This is a genomic window from Candidatus Eisenbacteria bacterium, assembly GCA_035577985.1.
Classification (GTDB): domain Bacteria; phylum Desulfobacterota; class Binatia; order DP-6; family DP-6; genus DATJZY01.
This window is the reverse complement of sequence record DATJZY010000073.1, coordinates 1-19,945: the sequence shown is the minus strand read 5'-3', so window position 1 is coordinate 19,945 and position 19,945 is coordinate 1. Positions and strand designations below refer to the sequence as shown.

At 68.3% G+C, this 19,945-nt stretch carries 17 protein-coding genes and 1 pseudogene; 8 read left to right on the top strand and 10 right to left on the bottom strand.

Annotation, left to right across the window (positions count from 1 at the left end; all coding sequences use genetic code 11):
* The first annotated feature begins 90 nt into the window (after positions 1 to 90).
* Positions 91 to 552: a VIT1/CCC1 transporter family protein gene (locus VMS22_11245; GenBank protein HXJ34595.1), complete on the top strand. Its 462-nt coding sequence runs from the start codon at positions 91 to 93 to the stop codon at positions 550 to 552.
* A 4-nt stretch (positions 553 to 556) separates the two neighbouring features.
* On the opposite strand, the pseudogene VMS22_11240 reads toward VMS22_11245, so the two are convergent.
* From VMS22_11240 to malQ, 8 genes and pseudogenes are all read right to left on the bottom strand, one after another.
* Positions 557 to 1,537, bottom strand: a pseudogene (locus tag VMS22_11240) (sigma 54-interacting transcriptional regulator).
* A 70-nt stretch (positions 1,538 to 1,607) separates the two neighbouring features.
* A complete protein-coding gene (locus VMS22_11235) occupies positions 1,608 to 2,042 on the bottom strand; it encodes a response regulator (protein ID HXJ34594.1) in 435 nt (144 codons plus the stop codon).
* 85 nt (positions 2,043 to 2,127) lie between these two features.
* Positions 2,128 to 2,751: a response regulator gene (locus VMS22_11230; protein ID HXJ34593.1), complete on the bottom strand. Its 624-nt coding sequence runs from the start codon at positions 2,749 to 2,751 to the stop codon at positions 2,128 to 2,130.
* 774 nt (positions 2,752 to 3,525) lie between these two features.
* Positions 3,526 to 3,972, bottom strand: coding sequence for a hypothetical protein (locus VMS22_11225; protein ID HXJ34592.1), 447 nt, complete (start codon positions 3,970 to 3,972; stop codon positions 3,526 to 3,528).
* A gap of 24 nt (positions 3,973 to 3,996) precedes the next feature.
* Complete coding sequence (locus VMS22_11220) at positions 3,997 to 5,013, bottom strand: hypothetical protein (protein ID HXJ34591.1); 1,017 nt, start codon at positions 5,011 to 5,013, stop codon at positions 3,997 to 3,999.
* Between the two features lie 11 nt (positions 5,014 to 5,024).
* Entirely contained in the window at positions 5,025 to 6,965 is a 1,941-nt protein-coding gene (locus tag VMS22_11215; GenBank protein ID HXJ34590.1) for a glycosyltransferase, read from the bottom strand.
* Positions 6,966 to 7,062: 97 nt separating this feature from the next.
* A complete protein-coding gene (locus tag VMS22_11210; protein HXJ34589.1) occupies positions 7,063 to 7,470 on the bottom strand; it encodes a GNAT family N-acetyltransferase in 408 nt (135 codons plus the stop codon).
* A 518-nt stretch (positions 7,471 to 7,988) separates the two neighbouring features.
* Positions 7,989 to 9,533, bottom strand: a complete 1,545-nt coding sequence (gene malQ / locus VMS22_11205) for a 4-alpha-glucanotransferase (protein HXJ34588.1) — start codon at positions 9,531 to 9,533, stop codon at positions 7,989 to 7,991.
* Between the two features lie 325 nt (positions 9,534 to 9,858).
* On the opposite strand from malQ, the gene VMS22_11200 reads away from it, so the two are divergent.
* From VMS22_11200 to VMS22_11170, 7 genes are all read left to right on the top strand, one after another.
* Positions 9,859 to 10,206 (top strand): YtcA family lipoprotein, encoded by a 348-nt coding sequence (locus tag VMS22_11200; protein ID HXJ34587.1) that lies wholly within the window; start codon positions 9,859 to 9,861, stop codon positions 10,204 to 10,206.
* Between the two features lies 1 nt (position 10,207).
* A complete protein-coding gene (locus VMS22_11195; GenBank protein ID HXJ34586.1) occupies positions 10,208 to 11,266 on the top strand; it encodes a biotin/lipoyl-binding protein in 1,059 nt (352 codons plus the stop codon).
* 31 nt (positions 11,267 to 11,297) lie between these two features.
* Positions 11,298 to 13,397, top strand: coding sequence for an FUSC family protein (locus tag VMS22_11190; protein ID HXJ34585.1), 2,100 nt, complete (start codon positions 11,298 to 11,300; stop codon positions 13,395 to 13,397).
* Positions 13,398 to 13,531: 134 nt separating this feature from the next.
* Complete coding sequence (locus VMS22_11185; protein ID HXJ34584.1) at positions 13,532 to 14,866, top strand: TolC family protein; 1,335 nt, start codon at positions 13,532 to 13,534, stop codon at positions 14,864 to 14,866.
* A 296-nt stretch (positions 14,867 to 15,162) separates the two neighbouring features.
* Complete coding sequence (locus VMS22_11180) at positions 15,163 to 15,828, top strand: alpha/beta fold hydrolase (GenBank protein HXJ34583.1); 666 nt, start codon at positions 15,163 to 15,165, stop codon at positions 15,826 to 15,828.
* A 382-nt stretch (positions 15,829 to 16,210) separates the two neighbouring features.
* Positions 16,211 to 16,579 carry a hypothetical protein gene (locus VMS22_11175; GenBank protein HXJ34582.1) on the top strand — a complete coding sequence of 123 codons (369 nt, stop codon included), beginning with the start codon at positions 16,211 to 16,213 and terminating at the stop codon, positions 16,577 to 16,579.
* A complete protein-coding gene (locus tag VMS22_11170; GenBank protein ID HXJ34581.1) occupies positions 16,576 to 17,571 on the top strand; it encodes an ABC transporter ATP-binding protein in 996 nt (331 codons plus the stop codon). Before VMS22_11175 ends, VMS22_11170 begins: the two co-directional genes overlap by 4 nt.
* Before the next feature lie 14 nt (positions 17,572 to 17,585).
* Here VMS22_11170 and VMS22_11165 read toward each other — a convergent pair whose 3' ends face one another.
* A complete protein-coding gene (locus VMS22_11165; GenBank protein HXJ34580.1) occupies positions 17,586 to 19,031 on the bottom strand; it encodes a wax ester/triacylglycerol synthase family O-acyltransferase in 1,446 nt (481 codons plus the stop codon).
* A 179-nt stretch (positions 19,032 to 19,210) separates the two neighbouring features.
* Positions 19,211 to 19,945 (bottom strand): hypothetical protein (locus tag VMS22_11160; GenBank protein ID HXJ34579.1); only part of this gene is annotated, 735 nt, incomplete at its 5' end.

The window sequence follows — 19,945 nt, the reverse complement described above, 5'->3', positions numbered from 1 at the left end:
CGGATGCGTTCGAGCCTCGGTACGCAGCCGCGCGGCAACGGCCGTAGGACTGCGGCATGAACGCGCGGCACGGCGAGCAGAAACGCCGACATCGCGCGGTGGCTCGAGAATCGACAGGAAGAGATGGAGGAGCGCGAGGAGCTTCAGCTGATCTACGAATCGAAGGGGCTCACCGAGGAAGCCGATCACCTCTCGCGCGCGGTTATGAGCGACGAGCGAACGGCCCTCGATACGCTCTCGCGAGAGGAGCTCGGCATCGACCCGGACCAGCTCGGTGGCTCGCCGTGGATCGCAGCGATCACGTCGTTCCTGCTCTTTGCCGCCGGCGCGATCGTTCCCGTCGTCCCGTTCGTGTTCGTGACGGGCAGCCGCGCCGCGGTCGCAAGCATCGCGGCAGGCGGCGTCGCACTCTTCGCCATCGGCGCCGCCATCTCACTGTTCACGGGTCGCGGTACCGTGTGGTCGGAATCGCGCCAGCTCCTCCTCGGATTCGCCGCCGCCGCTGCCACCTACGCGATCGGCCATGTCATCGGCGTCGCGGTGACGGTTTAGCCAGTCACACTGCGATCGATCGCGCCGACTGCGCGGCCGGAAATTGTGGCACGGCGACGACCGCCGCCGGCGTGATCCCGAGCCTCTCCATTCTCGACAGGAGCGTCGTGCGCTTGAGCCCGAGACGGGCCGCAGCACCGCGAGGACCTGCGACGATGCCGTTCGTTTCGCGGAGCACCCGGACGATGTGCTCCCGCGCCGCGTCGTCGAAGGTTTCGGCGTGTCCCGCCGGCGACCGCGTGATCTTCACGGGCACTTCCAGAGGCGGCAGCTGGAGGCTCCCGCCGTGCGAGAGGATCACCGCGCGATGGATGACGTGTTGCAGCTCGCGCACGTTCCCGGGCCACGGATGCCGGACCAGCTGCTCCATGACCTCGGGCGCAATCGAGTCGATGCGACGGCCGAGGTGCCGGCCGTGCCGTACGACGAAGTGGCGGACGAGGAGCGGAATGTCCCCGGTCCGTTCCCGAAGCGGGGGAAGGTCGATCGGAAACACGTTCAGCCGATAGAACAGGTCGGCGCGGTACTGTCCAGTCGCGACGAGCTCCTCTAGCGGACGGTTCGTCGCCGCGATGACCCTGACGTCGCTCCGGATCGCCTGTGTGCTGCCGACGCGGTCGAATTCCAGCTCCTCCAGCACGCGCAGGAGCTTCGGCTGGAGATCCAGCGGCAGGTCGCCGATCTCGTCCAGAAACAGCGTGCCCTTGTTCGCGAGCTCGAAGCGCCCGATCCGTCGGGCGATGGCGCCCGTGAAGGCGCCGCGCTCGTGGCCGAACAGCTCGCTCTCCAGAAGACCGGCGGGGGTCGCGTTACAGTTGTACCTCACGAGGGGGGCCCCCCGCCGCGCGCTCAGGTGGTGGATCAGGTCGGCGATGAGCTCCTTCCCGGTTCCCGTCTCGCCGCGGATGAGGATGGCCGCATCGGTAGCGGCGACGGTTTCGGCCAGGCGAAGCACTCGCTGGATCGCGGAGCTCCGGCCGACGATCCCGTGCAAGACGGCCGCGCCGGATGCGTCCTCAATCCGGTAGATGGACCGCGCGTCGATCCCTGATGTCTCACACATCGTCGTCATGGTCGCCTTCTCCTCTCGAAAATGCTTTCCGAAGAACTCGCAACAACGTCTCTCTGGCGATCGGCTTTCGCAGGAAGTCGATCGCTCCCGCGGATCGTGCCCGGCGCTCCTCGTCGTCGCTCGCCCGGCCGCTGACGAATATGACGGGGATGGCGAGGCCGCGTGCGGTGACGCGTCGCTGGACCTCGAGCCCGTCCATGTCCGGCATGCGGACGTCGAGCAGGAGGCACCCCGTTTGCGCGGCCACCGGAGAGGCAAGGAACTCCTCCCCCGAGGCGAACACCTCGGCACGATAGCCGAAGGACCGGATCAGGCGGCCTGCCGAGTTCCGGACCGACGCATCGTCGTCCACGATGGCGACGAGCGGCGGTTCACCCGGCGGGCCTTGCGCCTGGTCATCCGCGTCGGATCTCGTCATGGCGCGAAGGTACCGGCGAGCGACCCGCCGATCTAGCTGTCTCTTGGGACAGGTGCCGGACCTGTCCCTTGGGACAGGTTGGGCTTCAATCCTGCGGCGCGAGGCCGAGCTGTCCGGCCATCCGGACGAGGTCCGCGACCGAGTCGGCCTCCATCTTCTCCATGACGTGCGCGCGATGGAACTTGACCGTCCGCTCCGTCGTCGCGAGCTCGCTCGCGATCTGCTTGTTCGGGCGCCCGGCGATCACCAGCGCCATCACCTCCCGCTCGCGCGCCGTGAGCCGCGCGTAACGATCGCGCAAGGCATCGACGTCGTGGCGCGCCCGCTGGGACGCGCGATCGCGCTCGATCGCGGCTCGGATGGCGGCGAGCAGGTCGTGCGAGCGTGTCGGCTTGGTCAGGAACTCGACCGCGCCCTCCTTCATCGCGCGTACCGACATCGGGATGCTGCCGCGCCCGGTGATGAAGATGATCGGGATCTGCAGGCCGGACTGCGCGAGCTCCCGCTGCAGGTCGAGACCGCTCAGCCCCGGAAGGTGGACGTCGAGCACGAGGCACGACGGATGGTCCACCCGCGCGTGGTCCATGAACTCCTTCGCGGACGCGAACGTCTGGACGTTCAATCCCATCGAGCGCACGAGGCGCTCGGTCGACCGCCGGACCGAAGGATCGTCGTCGACGATGAATACGGTCGCTTCCGCATCGGTCACGCCGCTGCAGATACCTTCGCCGCGGGAAGACGCAAGGAGAAGATCGCGCCCCGCCGGCGATCGGATTCGGCCCACGGGCGGCGGCTGCCGTGGCCTTCGATGGTCGTCGACGGCAGCTCGTGCGCGACCCCGCCGCGAGCCTCGGCGGCCGCCCATCGACAGAGCCGTGGCGGTCATCGTCGGAGTGTAGCGCTTCGGCGACTCGAGCAGCAAGGTGGCCGACTACTCGACTCCGCGCGTTCCAGTCTGGCAACTACGACCTCGACTCCATAGGGCGCCTTCGCTTCGCTCGCGCTCTGAGCACCGCGCGTCGGGTAGCGTAAGCGTCAACGTGAAGACTCCGTGCTTGGCGCGGTCCTTTACCTTGTAGCAGGCGACGTGATCGCCGGTTTGCGCGAGGGCGAGTCCGGCGAGAGCTGCCACACCGAGCAGCGCGATGATCTGGATTCGCACGCAGTTCAGAAGCTGCATTGTCGAACCTCCATGGCTTCGCCGGTTACGTGCGCAATTACCGTGCCGTGCCGGGATCACGCCGGCGCCGCGATTCCGAGCACGCGTCGGCGAGCCCTTCGTCACTGCTGCCGACGTCTCGGCACAGCGGGGCGAGGCGAGCAGTACGCGATAGGCCGCGTACGTCCGCTTCGCCATCGCGATTCCGCTGGTTCAGGAGCCGATCGGGCACCTTGCCGACGGCGGGACCAGATCGGGATCGAGCTGCGCGACCTCGCCGAAGCCGGCAAGGTCAGCCCCCGGGCACACGAGCCTACGAGACCACTAGAATGTGCGACCCGGCAGTTCCGCGCGGCATGCGTTGCTAAAGTCTCGTAGTGGGTCCATCGCCGCTTCTCTCGCGACGAAGTCTTGCTCCAGATCGCGCAGCGTCTTGTTTGGCGCGAGGTACGTCTCGATGATCAGCCGTACAACCTGGTCTGCTTCCTCCACGACTCGTCCTGTTGAAAGCACACGCATCCTGCTGACGAGAGCATACAGCTTGACCAGGTTGGACACGTCCGCCTTGTCGTGCTCGTACGCGTCCGCGTACAGCCGTGAGGATTCTTCGATGAAATTCTTGTACAGCTCCTCGCGCCGCTCGATGTCGTGCTGGCGCCGCTGCGCCCTGAACTGCGCGTGCTGGGTCTGCCACGCCGTCACCAAGGACGTCATTCCGCCGATCGTCGAGCCGGCCAGCGCCGCCAAGGCCGAAAAGTATCCAGGATCCATGGTCGGATTCCGTCCGATAGGGGTTCAGTGGTTCCGCTGGAAGGAGTCCCGCGACCGCTCGAAGATGTCTGTCAGCTGCCTCGACATGACGCTGCGGCCGATTCCTTTCTTGACGGACGATCCGAAGCCGGCGACCTGATCCGTGGAGACGCGGCTGCGATAGACCACCATCGTTCCCTCCGGCACCGGAATCAATCCCGCGAACGCTTGCGACGTGTTGTAACCGTGGCTCACGTAGAACTCGCGATCCGCGGTGACGAATATCTCACCGATCGGCATAGCGAGTCGATGGCGTAGTGTGTAGTTCGGGCGGCCGTCGAGGTCGTAGCGCAGCCAGTAGAAGTGCTCTTCGAGCCCGGGGGGCTTCCCTACCGGATATGCGAGCAGCACGTGCTGAAGGGCCGGGGCGTGCTGCTCGAGCAGTAGCGCCGCTTCGGAGGCGCGCCGCAGCTCGCCGGACGGCTCGAAGGGGCCGTCGCGGCGCTCGTATGCAGCCATGCCGCCGAGCCCACGCTGAAGATACGATTGGTACCGCGCGAGCAGCAGAAGCCTCAGTTCTTCTTCGACGCGTCGCTTCACGTCGTCGCCGGCGGAAGCCAGCGCGTTGAACGCCCGGATCTCGTCCCGAGAGAGGTTGAGCGTCTCCCCGGGGCTGGCGGCGAGATAGCGACTCGCCTCTGCCGCCCCGTCCGGCTCGAGTACGAGGCTCGTGAAGTCGGCAGGAGCTCCTGGGCCGCGAATCACTGCCGAGGCCGAGAGCTGTGGGTCGGCCTTCAGGTCGATCGCCGTCCGAAACGCTTTCACGACTTCGGCAAGTGGCTGCTGGACGAGGAACGTGAGGCCCACGCCCAGCTCACGGTCTGACGACTCCTCCGTATCGGAGTGCACCATTTCGCCGTGACGGAGGCGAGTGACGGCATCCGTAGGAAGATTGATGTCCGCAGTCACTCGATCGACGGTAAAGCCGCCGGTCGCCATCATGATCCGCGGCGTCAGTACCACCAGAGCTCCCACGAACACTCGCCAGCCACCCTTGCGCATCGAGTCCTCCTTCAGCCTACAGGCGCGGGCAGACGCACGCGGTCGCGATGCATGGACTCGAAGCGTTCGAGGATCCTGTCACGCGTCGCCCTGTCCACGACCACCGGCATGGGACGCCCGTGAAGCTTCGCCGCGATGGAGTCCCCCTCACGAAGGAGCACGCTCTGAATCGTTCCACGGGTCTGCTCGGGTTCCGGCTCGCTGGCCTCGTGCGTGTCGATCACGAGCGCACGCTCCAGCCGCTCCACCAAGGAGGGCGAGCCCGCCACGTCCCACGCCACGTGGCCGAGGGGCCGACGCCGGTGCGTGGCCCGCGCGGGATCGTCATGGACGACGGCGTCGCAAAGCCGGCAGGACACGAGGCCGCATTCGTCGCATTGGCGGCGGGCCACGTGCGAAGCGTCGAGGCTGCAGCGCATCGAGGCGAGCGGCAGCCGCTTGTAGAAGGCCTCCACGGCTTCCTCGTGTCCCGGCTGCGCACGCACCTTCTCGCCGAGCGCGACCGCCCGCGCACGCACCTCGGGCCGCAACGCGAACGTGATCGCCTCGGCCAGTGTCTCCGCCGTGAGCGCGCCGATCGGTACGGGTTCCGGTCCCGCGCCGGACTCGGCAACGATCCGGCCCCAGAAATACTGGTCGCCGAAGAAGGGCACCACGATCGTCGGCAGCCCGCTGCGCAGGCCGGCCGCGGTGGTGCCGGCGCCTCCGTGGTGGCAGACCGCAGCGCAGCGTGGGAACAGCCAGTCGTGCGGAAGATCGTCCACGAGATGCACGTTCGGAGGGACGGAGCCCGTACCGAGCTTCGCCCAGCCCCGGGCCACGACCCCGCGGACCCCTGCCCGCTCGAGGCCGTCGAAGATGGTCGTCGTGAGCGCTACGGGATCGGGCGCCGGGCACGAACCAAACCCGACGTAGACAGGTGGATCGCCTGCCGCCAGGAACTCCCGCAGCGCATCCGGCGGCTCGAAGCGAGCGGCCTCGTCGAGAAAAACGAAACCCGTGACGTCGATTTCAGGTCCCCAATCGTCCGGCTTGGCGAGCACACTCGGGGACCAGAGGTAGGCATGCGGCACGGCCAGCTCGTGGACCAGACTCGCGCCGTGCTCGCCCAGATGAATCCGCTCGAGGCCGAGGGTTCGTTCGCGAAATTCGTTCACGAGGTCCGAGAGCCCGAGCCAGGTGAGCAGGTCGAAGGCCTCGAAGGAGAGACGGTTCACGATGCGGACATGCGCCTCGGACATCACGTGGGTGAAGGGATGTGCGAAGGCGTTGGTCGGGCTCCAGGGCATGGTGAACATGATGTGCAGCGGCGCATGCAGCGCCTGCGCCACGTGGATGTGTCCCTGGGTCGGCGGGTTCGCGATCACCGCATCGGCCACGAACGGCACCGCATCAAGCCGTCCCGGGTCGGGTTCGGTGCACGCGGCCCACGTGGACGCGAGGATCTCGGACATCATCTCGCGCTTGCGCGGCACCTGCTCCAGGAGCTGATCGAGGTGGTGCGGAATGAGGTGGCCGCCCGTCAGCACCATGTACTCCATCAGCTCGCGTGGATCGCCCGCGAGGGGGAAGAACTCGATGCCGTGGGACTCCACGAACTCGCGAAATACCGCATGGGTCGCGAGGCGCACGCGATGGCCATCCTGCGCCAGACGCTGCGCGATCGGGAGGAAGGGCTGGACGTCGCCTCGGGAACCGACGATCAAGATGGCGATCGCGAGCTCGGGCACTGCCCCCGCCACTTCACCGCCGATCTGCTCCGCAAATGATGCGTGAGAGATGGCGGCATCGAGGAGCTGTTCGCCGCCTCTCCCGGTCGGATCGTCGAGCTCGATTGCAACGCGGTCTCCATCGAGCATCGACACCCTCCGAACCGCATCACGGAGGAGCGCGCGCTGGCGTGCGTGGTGCAGCTTTCGCTCGAAGAGACGCGCCGAGTCCACGACGTTCATCCCCGCGGCGTAGCGAGCGCAAGGGTGTTCGGGCTCGCGATGCGGACCGCGGTCACGACCGTCGGCCTCCGTGCCGAGAATGCCGAATGGTGGCCACCTACGCGCCTTCTTCCGACGGAGCGTCGGGCAGCGGAACCTCATACACCGCGACGGCGCCTCCGACCGAGACCGGTCGCGCGTCGCCGCCGAGCTCCCGAATGAGCGCCGTGACGCCCACGTTCACGGCCAGGACCTCGGCGCGAAACATCGTGATGCCGCGCTCGCGTGCGGCCGCACCGAGTGCGCGCAGGAGAAGTCTCCCGAGGCCGCGCCGTTGCAGGTGGTCGGCCACCACGACGGCCGCCTCCGCGGCGTGCGGTGCCGCCGCGAGGCGAATGAAGCGGGCGGCACCAAACGGGTCGCCCTCCCGAGGAGCCACCGCCGCCGATTCCGCGGCGATCGCCACATGGTTCCACTCGTCCACGTCCAGGAGCCGACCGAGGATCGTCTCGGGCAGCCGTGGCATGGCCGCAAAGAAGCGCAAGTAGCGGGACTGCGGCGATAGCCGAGCGAAGCCCCGGAGCAGCCAGGCCCGATCGTCGGGAAGCAAGAGACGAAGTCGGACGCTGGTGCCGTCGGAGAGATGATGAATGGAGGCGTAGTCTCGGGTGAAGCGCCGAACCGGGTCGCGTTCGAGAGGCGCCGCGAGAAGCGCGGGTTCACGGTCGGGCGAAGGCATCACGCAGCACCGGTCGCCGTCGTCGCCGAGCCGTCTCGTGTCGAGCGATTCATCGGGTGGCGGAGCCTCGTCGCCGCAAGAGGCGCGTGCAGGATCGACCGAGGCACCCAATCGGGATGGTCGTGATCGAGAGCTCGATGAGCACTGTAGCCCGTGGTGCAAGCACCGTACCGCGCGTCGGGACGAAAAGGAGGGGATCATACACGACGCCGGCACTCAGGTTCTTCCAGCAGGTGCCGACGCCTCGGCAGACCTGACGAATGTCGTCGCTGCGTGAATCGAGCAACCTCAAGGCCCTGCCCTCCTCACGCAGGAGCACCGGAACGGTGGGATGCCGTCGTCAGCTTCCGCAGCCACTCGAACGCCGAGCCCGACAGCATCTCCCCGGTGCAGCGCCAGCGCCAGTTGCCCGCGGCCCGACCGGGCACGTTCATCCGGGCTTCGCTCCCGAGATTCAGGAGGTCCTGCAACGGAGCGATGGCGAGCGCGGCCACCGACGACCATGCGAGGCGCATCAGCACTGAGGAGGCGTCGCCCCTCTCCTCGCCGTGGCGCTCGAGGTAGTGCCGGAGCTCCTGCCGCTGGCCATCCGGCAGGTCCTCATACCAGCCGCGCGTCGTCGGATTGTCGTGGGTGCCCGTGTAGACCACCGTGTTGGCGACGTAGTTGTCGGGCAAGTACGGATTGTCCGCATGGCCGTCGAAGGCGAATTGAAGCACCCGTGTACCGGGCACGTGAAATTCGTCGCGGAGCGCAAGCACATCGGGCGTGATCATCCCGAGATCCTCGGCGATGAACGGTAGCGCTCCGAGCTCGGTCTGCACCGCACTGAAGAAGGAGGCGCCCGGCCCCGCTATCCAGCGCCCGGGACGGGCCGTCGGTGCCCCGGCCGGAACGTGCCAAGCAGCCGCGAACCCCCGGAAATGATCCAAGCGAATGGCGTCCACGTAGGCCAGGAGCGCCCGCACGCGGTCGATGCACCATCGGTAGCCGGTCTCCCGAAGCATGTCCCAGTCGTAGACGGGGTTTCCCCAGAGCTGCCCCTCGGCGCTGAAATAATCTGGCGGCACTCCGGCGACGAACCGCGGCCGGTGCTGCGCGTCGAGGAGAAAGAGTTCCGGATTCGCCCATACGTCGCTCGAGTCGGGCGACACGAAGAAGGGTAGATCTCCGATCAAATGGACGCCCTTGGCATGGGCATGTGCCTTCAGGCGCTCCGCCTGACGGCACAGGAGAAACTGGGCAAAGCGGATCTGATCGACCTGGTTCCTCAGATCTCGACGAGCCTGTGCGAGGGTGGCGGGCTCGCGCTTCACCAATTCGGCTGGCCACTCGAGGTAGTGGCGCCCCTCGTACTTTGCTTTGAGCGCTCGGAACAGGGCGTAGTCGTCGAGCCAGTGGGCGTGTTCGGTGGAGAACTCTGCAAAGCGGTCACGCAGATCCGGGCGCGCTCCCGCACGAAAGGCGGCCCATGCCGTCTCGAGCATGTGGTGCTTGAACGGGACGACGGCCTCGTAGTCGACCGCCGTCGCCGAGAATCGCCGATGCTCCCGGTCGCTCGGCCTCACCAGGCCGTCCTCGATCAGCCAGTCGGGGCTGATCAGGAGCGCGTTGCCGACGAAGGAGGACTGTGGCTGGTACGGGGAGTCGCCATACCCGGTCGGACCGAGGGGCAGCGCCTGCCACCAACCCTGCCCCGCCTCGTGGAGCCGGTCGATCCACTCGAGTGCAGCGGGCCCCACGTCGCCGACGCCATACGACGACGGCAGCGATGTGACGTGCAACAGCAAGCCCGACGCGCGATACCCCGGCGGAAACGGGGAGAGGCTTGGTCGGCGCTCGTCGCTCATGGCCCTGCGTCTCGTCCGCCGAACGAATCGGACTTCTGGCCCAGTTCCGCAAGTGCCGTGCCGCAACCGAGCGGGCGATGAATCGTCACGCTGCCGAACCTCGGCACGCATCGTCTGATCCGCGACAGAGGACGGTAGTTCGTCACATCTGTCGAGGGATCGACAGCCGCACTTCCCACACGCCATCAACGACGCGCCGGCTCTCTGGTCCGACGTCGCCTTGCCATCGCGTGGACGTTGCGAATGGTCGGCGCGGTTGCGAGACATCGTCACGTCGTCGGGTCGTAGGCTTGCAGGGATTCGCCGATCCGATCTATGCGACGCCATGCGCGAGGGCCACGCGACATCACTGCCGAGGAAGAGCTCGGCGAGCAGCCGCGCCCTTCGACCACCATGCGTCGAGTCGTGTCGCGCGTACCGGCGCGGCCTCGCGGTCGCCGGCCTGCTCGTCGCGGTTCCCGGCTGCGGCCTGGCCCCGTCCGTCAACATCCTCGGCTCCTTCTTCCCGGCATGGCTCATCTCCATCGTCATCGGGGTCGTGCTGACGATCGTCACTCGGCAGGTGTTCATAGCATTGGGCATCGCTTCGCAGCTCAGTCCGGCGCCGCTGGTGTACCTGGCTCTCGCCGGTTTCTGGATCTTCGCCACGTGGCTTCTCCTGTTCGGAAGCTAGGATGGCCGATCCGCGAAGCAGGCTCGGACGGTTGGTCGGAATCGGCATCGCCGCGGGCGCCCTCATCCTCGGCGTCGTGGTCGTCCGACGCGTCGTGCTGCATCCCCAGACCGACGACGCTGTCGTGATGGCCGACATCATCGGAGTGGTGCCCCAGGTGAGCGGAACCATCACCGAGCTGCACGTGAAGGACAACCAAAGGGTGAAGCAAGGCGACGTCTTGCTCGTCGTCGATCCACGCCCGTACGAGTTCGCGGTGCAGCGCGCACGCGCCGAGGTCGCTGCTCTCGACGGCGAGATCGAGGTCACCCAGCGGCGCATCGAAGGCCAACGCTTCGCGGCTGCTGCCGCCAAGGCGACCGTGCAGCGCATGGAGGCCCAGCTGAAGAACGCCACCGACACCCTCCACCGCCTCGAGCCGCTCTTGCCGAAGGAGTTCGTGACGGCGGACAAGATCGACCAGGCTCGCACGGCGAAGCTCACCGCCGCCGCCGGGCTCGACGAGGCGCGGCAGAAGATGGATCAGGCGGAGAAGGACATCGGTGATCTCGAGGCGCTGCTCGCGAAGCGGAGCGCGGCGCAGGCGGCGCTCGGCAAGGCGGAACTCGACCTCGACTTCTGCTACGTGCGCGCACAGTTCGACGCGCTCGTCGTCAACCTGCACACCTCGGTCGGCGCGTTCGTGGGACCCGGTCCGGTCCCCGTGTTCTCGCTGGTCGACACCCGGGCCTGGTACGTCCTGGCGAACTATCGCGAGACCGAACTCGACCACATTGCGCCCGGGATGGAGGCGGAGGTGTACGTGTTGACGGACCCCCGCCTCCGATTCAGGGGCACGGTGCAGGGGATAGGATGGGCGGTGAATCCCGAGGATCAACCGATCACTCCGGGACTCCCGCCGATCAAGCGCGAGCTCAACTGGGTGCACATCGCGCAACGATTTCCCGTGCGCATCCGCATCGACGACCCGCAGCCACCACACGTCTTCCGCGTCGGTGCGTCCGCGGTCGCGATCATCCGCGGCTGGCCCCCCGGCGGGCCCACCAACCGACCAGACTGAGGCCGCGTTGCCTGGGGTGCAGACCGCGTCCTTGTCCCTCCCCACCCACGGGCCGTCGGGGCGGCCACCGTTGTTCGACTTCCTGCGCAAGGAACTGGCGCCGTTTCCCGGGCGAGCCATCGCCACGTGCCGCGTCGTCATCGCGTGCGTCGTGGTGCTGGTGCTCTGCATGGCGCTCCGGATCCCCGAGCCTCACCTCGCCGTGTGGGTGGTGACCCGGGTCGCGATGGAGGAGTCCAGCGAGTCGCTCCTCACCGGCGTCGTGTTCCTGGTCGCTCTCACGGTCGGGCTCGCCATCCCGCTCGTCCTGCTGACCTTCGCCATGGACCAGGCCTGGCTGCGCTTCTGTCTGATGGGGACCATGGCCGCCCTCGGGCTGTTCCTCAGACAGACGTTCGTCATCGGCGCGTTGGGCTTCGTGATCGGGCTCATCGGCACGATCATCATGACCGTGCCGGACTTCATCCCGATCCCGGAGCTCGCCGTGCGCGGAAGCCTCTGGCTGTGGCCGGTCTTCGCGCTCGGTGTCAGCGCGGCGGTCGCTGCGAATCTGCTCATCGCCCCAACCGATCCCGAGGGGCTGCTCTGCGAAGAGCTCAAGGCGCGTCTGCGAGCGACGGAGGACGCGATCGCGCGCCGCCTGGGCGGGCGGTCCGAAGAGCCGGGGGCCACGCGGCTCGCCGGGGCGGGCGTCGCGAGGCTGCTCCTGCTCCTCAAGAGCGCGGAGGTCGCGCATCCCTCCCTCAAGGCGCGTCATCCGCAGCAGAGCGCGCTGATCACGTTGGTCGATCGGCTCATCACCAGCGCCGCTGCCCTTGAGCTGCTCCCTCGCGCCGCGCCACGCACGGACGAGCGCGAGCGACTCGAGCGCGTCGCCGAGAGCTGCGCGCGAGTACGACGTGCGCTCGACGACGGGCGGGTGCCGGAGCGCGTGCAGCCGATCGCCAGCCCGCCGCCGCACGCAGGCGACGTTTCGGCGGTCTTCCCTGTGATCATCGAGCTCGAGCACGTGGTCGACCTGATGCAGCAGGCACTCGGCCCCGAAGCGATCCCCGCGGAAGTCGGCTCGTCCGACCCCGGACGTCTGTTCGTGCCCGACGCCTTCACGAACCCGGATTACGTCCACTACGCACTCAAGGGGGCGCTCGCGGTCATGATCTGCTACGTGCTGCAGAGCGCCGTCGACTGGCCCGGCATCCGCACATGCATCATCACGTGCCTGATCGTCGGTCTGGGGAGCGAGGGCGCGACGATCCAGAAGGGTACGTTGCGTATCTCCGGCGCGCTGGTCGGCGCATCGATGGGCTTCTTGGCCATCCTCCTGCTCGTCCCCGGTATGGAGTCGATCACGTCGCTGGCACTGCTGGTCGCCGCCGGCACCGCGGTCGCCGCGTGGGTCGTGCTCGGGAGCCCGCGCATCGCGTACGCCGGGGTGCAGATCGCGTTCGCCTTCTACGTCTGCGTGATTCAGGGATTCGAGCCGACCTGGAACTTCTACACGATCCGCGATCGTCTGATCGGCATCCTGCTCGGCAACACGGTCATCACGCTCGTGTTCCACTACATCTGGCCCATGCCTGCGTCGGGTGCGATGTGGAAGAGCCTCGGGTCGGCGCTGCGCGCCATGGCACGGCTCGCAACCGTCGGGAGCGGCGGTGGGGACCACGCCGTCGTGGTCCGGGCGGTCCAGGGTCTGCGCGTTCAAGCCTCTCGCGACTTCGCGACCGCGCAGCAGTTGGCGGACCAAGGAGCCTTCGAGGTCGTGGATCCCGGCGGCGATGGACTGGCCGCACGCGAGCGGCTGCAGCGTGCCGCGGCCGATGCGCAGTCCGTCTTCCTGACCCAGTTGGCGATCGCCCATCAGCGGCTCGACGGGGTGGCTCCGGATGCGCTCGTCGCCGATCTGCGCCGCTTCGACGCCGTCGTGTCCGACAGCCTCGAGGTGATCGCCGAGCGCGCGGAGCGCCGGGCGCGGCGCGCCCTCCCCGACTTGCGCGGGCGGCTCGACGCAGTCGCCGTGCGCACCGAGGACAACGTGCCAGGGGTGACGGCCCACATCGAAGGGCGACTGGCGCTGTATCGCGAGCTCATACCGCGCATCGAGCGGCTCGGGGCGGATCTGGCCGAGTGATGCTGCGCGACCCTCGCAGCCCTGCGCCTGGTTTGGTCCTGGCACTCGGGATGACGTTGCTCGACGCGTGCGCCGCGCTGCATCCCTTCGAGAATGCCCCGCCGTCACCAGTACGCCCGTGGAGGGCTCCGGACTTGCCGGCCTACGAGGCGGCGCTGTCGCAGACCGAGCACGCACGCGAGTCGGGGATCGTGTCCATCGATCCGCGCAAGACCTACGAGCTTGGGGAGCTGATCGACGTCGCGCAGCGCACCAATCCGGAGACTCGCGTCGCCTGGGAACGCGCGCGTCAGGCCGCCATCGCCGCGGGCCTGGTGGAAGGATCGTACTATCCCGTCCTCGCATTGGTGGCGACGGGCGCCGTGGCTCACGTCCCGCTCCCGATTCCGACGACGGTCGTTCCCGGCGGTGTCTTCACGGCCGACACGCAGTTCGTCATCCCCGCGCTCAGCCTGGAGTGGCTGCTGCTCGACTTCGGGCGGCGCCGCGCCCTCGTGGATGCAGCGCAGGCGCTGACCATGGAGGCGACCGCCGGCTTCAACGCCAAGCACCAGCAGATCGTCTTCGACGTCACGCGCCAGTTCCATGCGTTGACGGCCGTGCGCGGCAAGGTTGCCGCCGACCGTGCCGCCCTCGCGTCCGCTCGGAGCCTCGAGGCCGCCGCGGCCGAACGCAAGCAGAACGGGCTCGCCACGCTTCCCGAGGTCCTGCAGGCGCAGGAGGAGACCGCGCGCGCGACCTACGAGCTCGAGGACGCCCTCGCCGAGGAGCACGACGCTCGGATGGCGCTGCTCGAGACCATCGGCATCCGCCCCGGCACGCCGATCGACGTCGCCGACGTCTCACAGCAGCCACTGCCACCCGCGCTCGACGAGTCGGTCGACGAGGCGATCGATCGGGCACTGACGCAGCGCCCCGACCTGATTGCGCGGCTCGCGAGCGTACGTGTCAAGGAAGCCGAGGTGCGCAAGGCGAACGCGGACTATTGGCCGCGCCTCGTCGCGCGCACGGCGGTCGCGAGCAACATCGGGCAGCTGAAGGTCGAGGACAGCGCGTATCAGGGCGTCCACGAGCTCCAGTACGACGCGGGCTTCCGGTTCGAGTGGACGCTGTTCGAGGGGTTCGAGCGCCGGAACAAGGTGTACCTCGCCGAGTCGCGGCAGCAAGAAGCCGAGGACGAGCTGGATCACGCCAAGGACAAGGCCGTGCGTGAGGTCTGGAAGGCGTACAACGACACGAAGGTAGCCCTGGCCAAGCATCATGCGGCGGCGGCATTGCTCGCGGCCTCCGACAAGGCATGGGCCGCCACGCTCGAGTCTTACCAAAACGGGCTCGCCACGTTCCCCGACGTCCGTGAGGCGGAGCGGAACCTGGCGCGCGCGCGGACGCTCGACCAAGCCGCCCGGGCGGAGGTGTTGACGCGGGCTGCGGCCTTCGCGCTCAGCACCGGCGACCTGGCGCGACCCTGATGGGGCCTCCCCGGTGACCTCGCGGCGCCGAGTCCTCGTCGGACACGACGACGCGCCGGCACGCCGGCATCGCGGGTACCGCCTCCGCGCTCGCTTCTGAGCACACCAGCTGCCAACCGGCCATGGCTTTCTTACCGCCGTCGACGACGTGGCGGCATGCCGACGCATCGTCACATGCGCCGGATGCTCGGCACCGCTCTCATACCATCAGAGGGACGAAGTCACGGCACCCGAGCACCAAGTCTCGGCACGCCCTTCGCAACGCAGCGTAGAGAATCGCGCGCAGAACGAACGGGATGGAACGTCAGGGTGAGACGAATAGCTGGACGACAGGCCTCCGTGGACTACGAGTCCTCGGCAGCGAACTCTCCGCCCTCGTCCAGGTCGTCAGCGCCCTGCCCCGCCGATCGCTCGCGACCGACACGCTGGACGACGGGTACGGCCATCCGATCCCGTGCGTCCTCGTGCACGGCGTTCTCGGCGACTCGACGAACTTCACAACCCTCCGCCGCCATCTCGCTCGTCACGGCATCCGCCGGTTCTCGAGCTTCGGGTACCGGCCACGCCTCGACTACCAACGGCTCACCGCGCCCTTCGGCGAGCACGTGTCGCGTGTGTGTCGCGAGACCGCTGCGCCACAGGTCGACGTCGTCGCCCATAGCTTGGGTGGCCTCGTCGTGCGGTACTTCGTGCAAACGGTCGGCGCGCACCTCGTGCGCCGCCTCGTGACGCTCGGCACGCCGTACCTCGCCTGCACGAACCCGTCGCAAGAGCTCTCGATCTTCGCGGAGCACGACGCGATCGTGCCACCGCCCCTCGACGGAGCACATCGCAGAATGCACGTTATCGAGGGGTGCGGACACTTGGGCCTGCTCACGGACGAGCGAGTGCTCGCAGCGGTCCTACGTGACCTCATCCGCCCGACGCTGGTCGTTGGTCGCGTCGATGCCCGTGCCGCCTGATCGTTCAGGACTTCGTGACGAGCGATCGCCGCGAAATGCCCATGGGCCGACACGCGGCCTGTCGGGAGCCGCGGGGCTGGCGTGTCGTCCATGCATGGCACGGTACTTGCGGGAACATGCATCGTCGTGACGACACCCCGACGCACTCATGCGCGGGCAAGTCGAATCGACTCGTTGATTTTCGTTGCACCCCAAAAGGAGCAGGCACTTGGTGGCAGAAGGAAGTAGGCCCCGCGCGGCGGCCGTGGGTTCGCCCCATCGAGGCCATTCTGAACAGAAGAGCCTTTATCGAGGAGGAAGGCGACGCCGGTACGAGCGCGGCATCCTGCGACACGGACGTGGCATGGCTGTCGTGAATCGCTCCACTCAAAACGTGACACGTATGCGGTCGTGCGCGCTCATCGTCGTCGCGATCACGGCCGGCTGCGCTTGCGCGCCCGGCGTCGCGGTACCGGACCGGAACGTGCGCGGCGCACGGCCAGCCGAGGCGTCGAACCTCGACGAGGCGTCGGACTACGATCCGTGGCAGCCCTTCAACGATCTCTACAGCCCGGCACGCAACGGCTATCTCCAGCACCATCGCGCGACGATCCTCCGCGCCGCGGCCGATCGCCAGGAGCAGTGGCCGTGGGCGTTCGAACGGCCCGAACCGACGAAGACGACGGTCGCCGTGGTGGCGGCCGAGCCGGAGGCTCCGATCGCGGTGGCGAGCGCCGAGCCGAAGGCCGACCTGCAGGCCGCGCCATCATGAAGACATCCGCGCTGCAGCAGATCGTCGAGGTCGAACCGCGACCACGCCTGCGCGCGGTGTCCTCGGCCGTCGTGCTCCGCGATCTCCGTCGCGAGTACGACGGTCGCGAGGTCGTGCGCGGGGTCTCGCTCGAGGTTCGCGAGGGAGAGATCTTCGGGCTCCTCGGCCCGAACGGCGCCGGCAAGACGACCCTCCTGTCGATGATCTCGACCCGTCTGCGGCCGACGAGCGGCGACGTTTGGGTGTACGGCAAGCACGTCGTGCACGACCTCGATGCCGCGCGCCGGCTGCTGAACGTCGCGCCGCAGGAGGAAGCGCTCTATCGCACTCTCACGGCTGCCGAGAACCTCGCCTTCTTCGCGGAGCTGTACGGCGTGCCGCGCGCGCAGCGCCGGCGCGCAGTCGCCGACACGCTCGATGTGGTCGGCCTCACGGGACGCAAGGACGACCGCGTCGACACGTACTCGGGCGGCATGCGCCGGCGACTGAACCTCGGCTGCGCGCTCGTGAGCGGCCCGCGCGTCGTGCTGCTGGACGAACCCACGGTCGCCGTCGATCCGCAGTCGCGCGCGCACATCTTCGATGCCGTCCGTGCGCTCCGCGCCCGCGGCACGACGATCCTCTACACCACGCACCATCTGCAGGAAGCCGAGGGCCTGTGCGACCGCATCGCCATCATGGACGAGGGGCGGGTGGTGGCGTCGGGGACCCTTCCCGAGCTTCTCGCCCTCTCGCGCACGACCGAGGTCGTGGAGCTCCGCCTGCGCGAGGCGCTCCAGACGACGGCGCCCCTGCGCGCGCTCGACGGCGTACGTGGCGTCGAGGTGGTCGGGCCCGAGCTCCGCATCTCGACCTCGCGCGCGCAGCAGGTGCTGCCGCGGCTGTATCGAGCGGTGTCCGCCCTCGGGCACAGCGTCGTGCGCACGCGCGTGACGCCGGTGACGCTCGACGACGTGTTCCTCGAGCTCACGGGGAAAGAGTTGCGCGACTGATGTGGGCCCGGCCTCTACACCGCGGCTTCGAGCGTCGCCGCGGGCTCGGCGCCCGCCGTCACGCCGAGTAGCCGGAATTCGGTGTCGATCGCCGCGACCAGGTCGTGTACGTCGGGCACCGCGTCCCAGTCGGCGTTGATGCCCCAGAAGAGCCGCCCGTCGTAGCTGAACAGCGCGATCCCGAGCGCCTGGCGCTGGAAGAGCGGCACGAGGGGATAGGCGGCGACCAGGCGGGCGCCCAGGAAGTAGAGCGGGAACTGTGGTCCGGGGACGTTCGTCACCACGAGGTTGAAGGGCTGCGACACCGAAGCGAGCCGCGCCGACTGGGCGATCAGCGTCGTCATGGTCCAGTCGGTGATGTCCTCGATCGCGCGCGCCGCGTCGATCTGATGCGAGTGCTTTGCCGTCTCCATCTCCTGGCGCACGCGTTGGAGCCGACGTTCCATGTCGGCCACGTCGACGGGTAGCCGGACGAGGACGCTCGCCACCCGGTTGCCAGTCCCGCCGTACCCGGCGCGGAGATTGACGGGTACCATGGCGCGGAAGTCGAGCCGGTCGACGTCGACGCCGCGGGCGCCGAGGTAGCGGCGCATCGCACCCGCGACGACGGCCAGCACGACGTCGTTGACCGTGCCGCCGAGCCGGGTCCTCACGGCCTTCACCACGGCCAGGTCGATCGCAGTCCAATCGAAACGGCGGTGCGGTCCGATCGCGACGTTCAAGGGAGTCGGCGATGCGGGACGGAAGGCCGTCGTGAGGCTCTCGGCCAGCCCCTCGAGCGTACCGCCGACGATCGAGGCCGTCGCTCGCGGCTGCGTGACACCACGCGCGGCGGCGCCGGCGAATCCGAGCGCTCCCCCGAGCCGGTGCCAGAGCTCGGCGCACACGAGCTCGCGCGGTCGCGGTACCGGCCGCGGCTGGAACGGCCGCGATTGCTCGGCGAGCCGAGGATCGGGTCCCGGGGCGGGCCGCAGCGTGGCAGTCGTCATCTCGACGCCGCCGATGCCGTCCACCATGCAGTGGTGGACCTTCGACACGACGGCGAAGCGGTTGCCCTCGAGCCCTTCGACGAACCACGACTCCCAGAGCGGCTTGCCCCGGTCGAGCTGCTGGGACATCACGCGGCCCGCGAGGCGCTTCAGCTGACGCTCGTCGCCGGGGAGCGGCAGGCGCGTGTGGCGGAGATGGTAGTTGAGATTGAAGGAGGCGTCGTCCACCCAGACGGGATGGCCGAAGATCGGGGTCGTCTCGACGCGTTGGTGATAGCGCGGGACGCTATCGAGAACGACAGACACGAGATGGTGGACGCTGTCGAGATCCAGGGCGCCGGCCGAGCCCATGCCGGGCTCCGCCTCGAAGACGCCCACCGAGCCGATGTGCATGTGCGAGCACCGGTCCTCGATGGCGAGAAACGTCGCGTCCAGGGCGGAAAGCCGTTCGTGGTGCGCAGCTCGGCCCATGGGTCCCTGTAGCACCAGGGGTGCCAACGGATGACCCCTCGCCGCGCCGGCGCCGTTCCCACGCCTGACCCGCGACGAGCTCGTCAGGTCCTGCCCGTGGGAAGGCGCCCCCACGAACGCGACGTGGACGCCTCAGGCCGGCGCCGACTCTCGGGCAGCGCGGTCACCGATCCTGCCCGCTAGGCGGCCTCCGCGTGCTGGGTCATCGGCACCACGATCGCCGGCGGGGCGATGAGCCGCTGCGTGCCGGTCCCCGCGTCATAGGAGCTCCAGTAGACACCCTTGCGGTGCCGGAGGGTGTCGTCGATGAGCGCCTGCAGCGCAGAGCGGACGTGCTCGTTCAGCCGGTCGACGACCATCTGCTGATCGGCCGCCTCGGGCGCCGCGGGAAGCCGGATGGCCTTGCCGAACCGGATGTAGATGCGTGCCGGGAGCGGAACCAGCGAAGCGACGAGCGGGAAGAACGGTACCTTGAGGTACTCGGCCAGCTGCGGGACGTCCCCAAGGCAGTAGTGAACCTCCTCGGCGCCCACGATCGCGACGGGGACGATGGGGCTCCGGGTGCGGAGCGCGAGCTTGATGTAACCGCCGCACCCCGGCGCGAAGCCCTTCTCGGCCTTTACCTTGTAGCGGTCACTCTCGAGGTAGTAGGCGTGACGATTGCCCTGTCCCGCGTCGGCGAAGATGGTGCAGATCTCGCCCCGGCGCAGCAGCGCCTCGAAGTCGGCGCGTCCGCCCAGGACCATCCCCGTCGAGATCAGCTCGTTCTTCAACGCAGACCGTCCCCAGAGCTCGTGCCCTGCGTTCCAGGAGAACCGGCCCGTGAGACGATATATCTCCGCGACGAGGAGGATCGCATCCCAGGGGATCACGCCCGAGTGGGACGCGACGATGATGGCACGACCTTCCGGAAT

Excerpts from the sequence above, each read along its gene's own strand:
- VMS22_11235 (HXJ34594.1), bottom strand. The coding sequence starts at position 2,042 with ATGACGAGATCCGACGCGGATGACCAGGCGCAAGGCCCGCCGGGTGAA.
- VMS22_11225 (HXJ34592.1), bottom strand. The coding sequence starts at position 3,972 with ATGGATCCTGGATACTTTTCGGCCTTGGCGGCGCTGGCCGGCTCGACG.
- VMS22_11220 (HXJ34591.1), bottom strand. The coding sequence starts at position 5,013 with ATGCGCAAGGGTGGCTGGCGAGTGTTCGTGGGAGCTCTGGTGGTACTG.
- VMS22_11215 (HXJ34590.1), bottom strand. The coding sequence starts at position 6,965 with ATGAACGTCGTGGACTCGGCGCGTCTCTTCGAGCGAAAGCTGCACCAC.
- VMS22_11210 (HXJ34589.1), bottom strand. The coding sequence starts at position 7,470 with ATGCCACGGCTGCCCGAGACGATCCTCGGTCGGCTCCTGGACGTGGAC.
- malQ (HXJ34588.1), bottom strand. The coding sequence starts at position 9,533 with ATGAGCGACGAGCGCCGACCAAGCCTCTCCCCGTTTCCGCCGGGGTAT.
- VMS22_11200 (HXJ34587.1), top strand. The coding sequence starts at position 9,859 with ATGCGCGAGGGCCACGCGACATCACTGCCGAGGAAGAGCTCGGCGAGC.
- VMS22_11195 (HXJ34586.1), top strand. The coding sequence starts at position 10,208 with ATGGCCGATCCGCGAAGCAGGCTCGGACGGTTGGTCGGAATCGGCATC.
- VMS22_11180 (HXJ34583.1), top strand. The coding sequence starts at position 15,163 with ATGGAACGTCAGGGTGAGACGAATAGCTGGACGACAGGCCTCCGTGGA.
- VMS22_11175 (HXJ34582.1), top strand. The coding sequence starts at position 16,211 with ATGCGGTCGTGCGCGCTCATCGTCGTCGCGATCACGGCCGGCTGCGCT.
- VMS22_11170 (HXJ34581.1), top strand. The coding sequence starts at position 16,576 with ATGAAGACATCCGCGCTGCAGCAGATCGTCGAGGTCGAACCGCGACCA.
- VMS22_11165 (HXJ34580.1), bottom strand. The coding sequence starts at position 19,031 with ATGGGCCGAGCTGCGCACCACGAACGGCTTTCCGCCCTGGACGCGACG.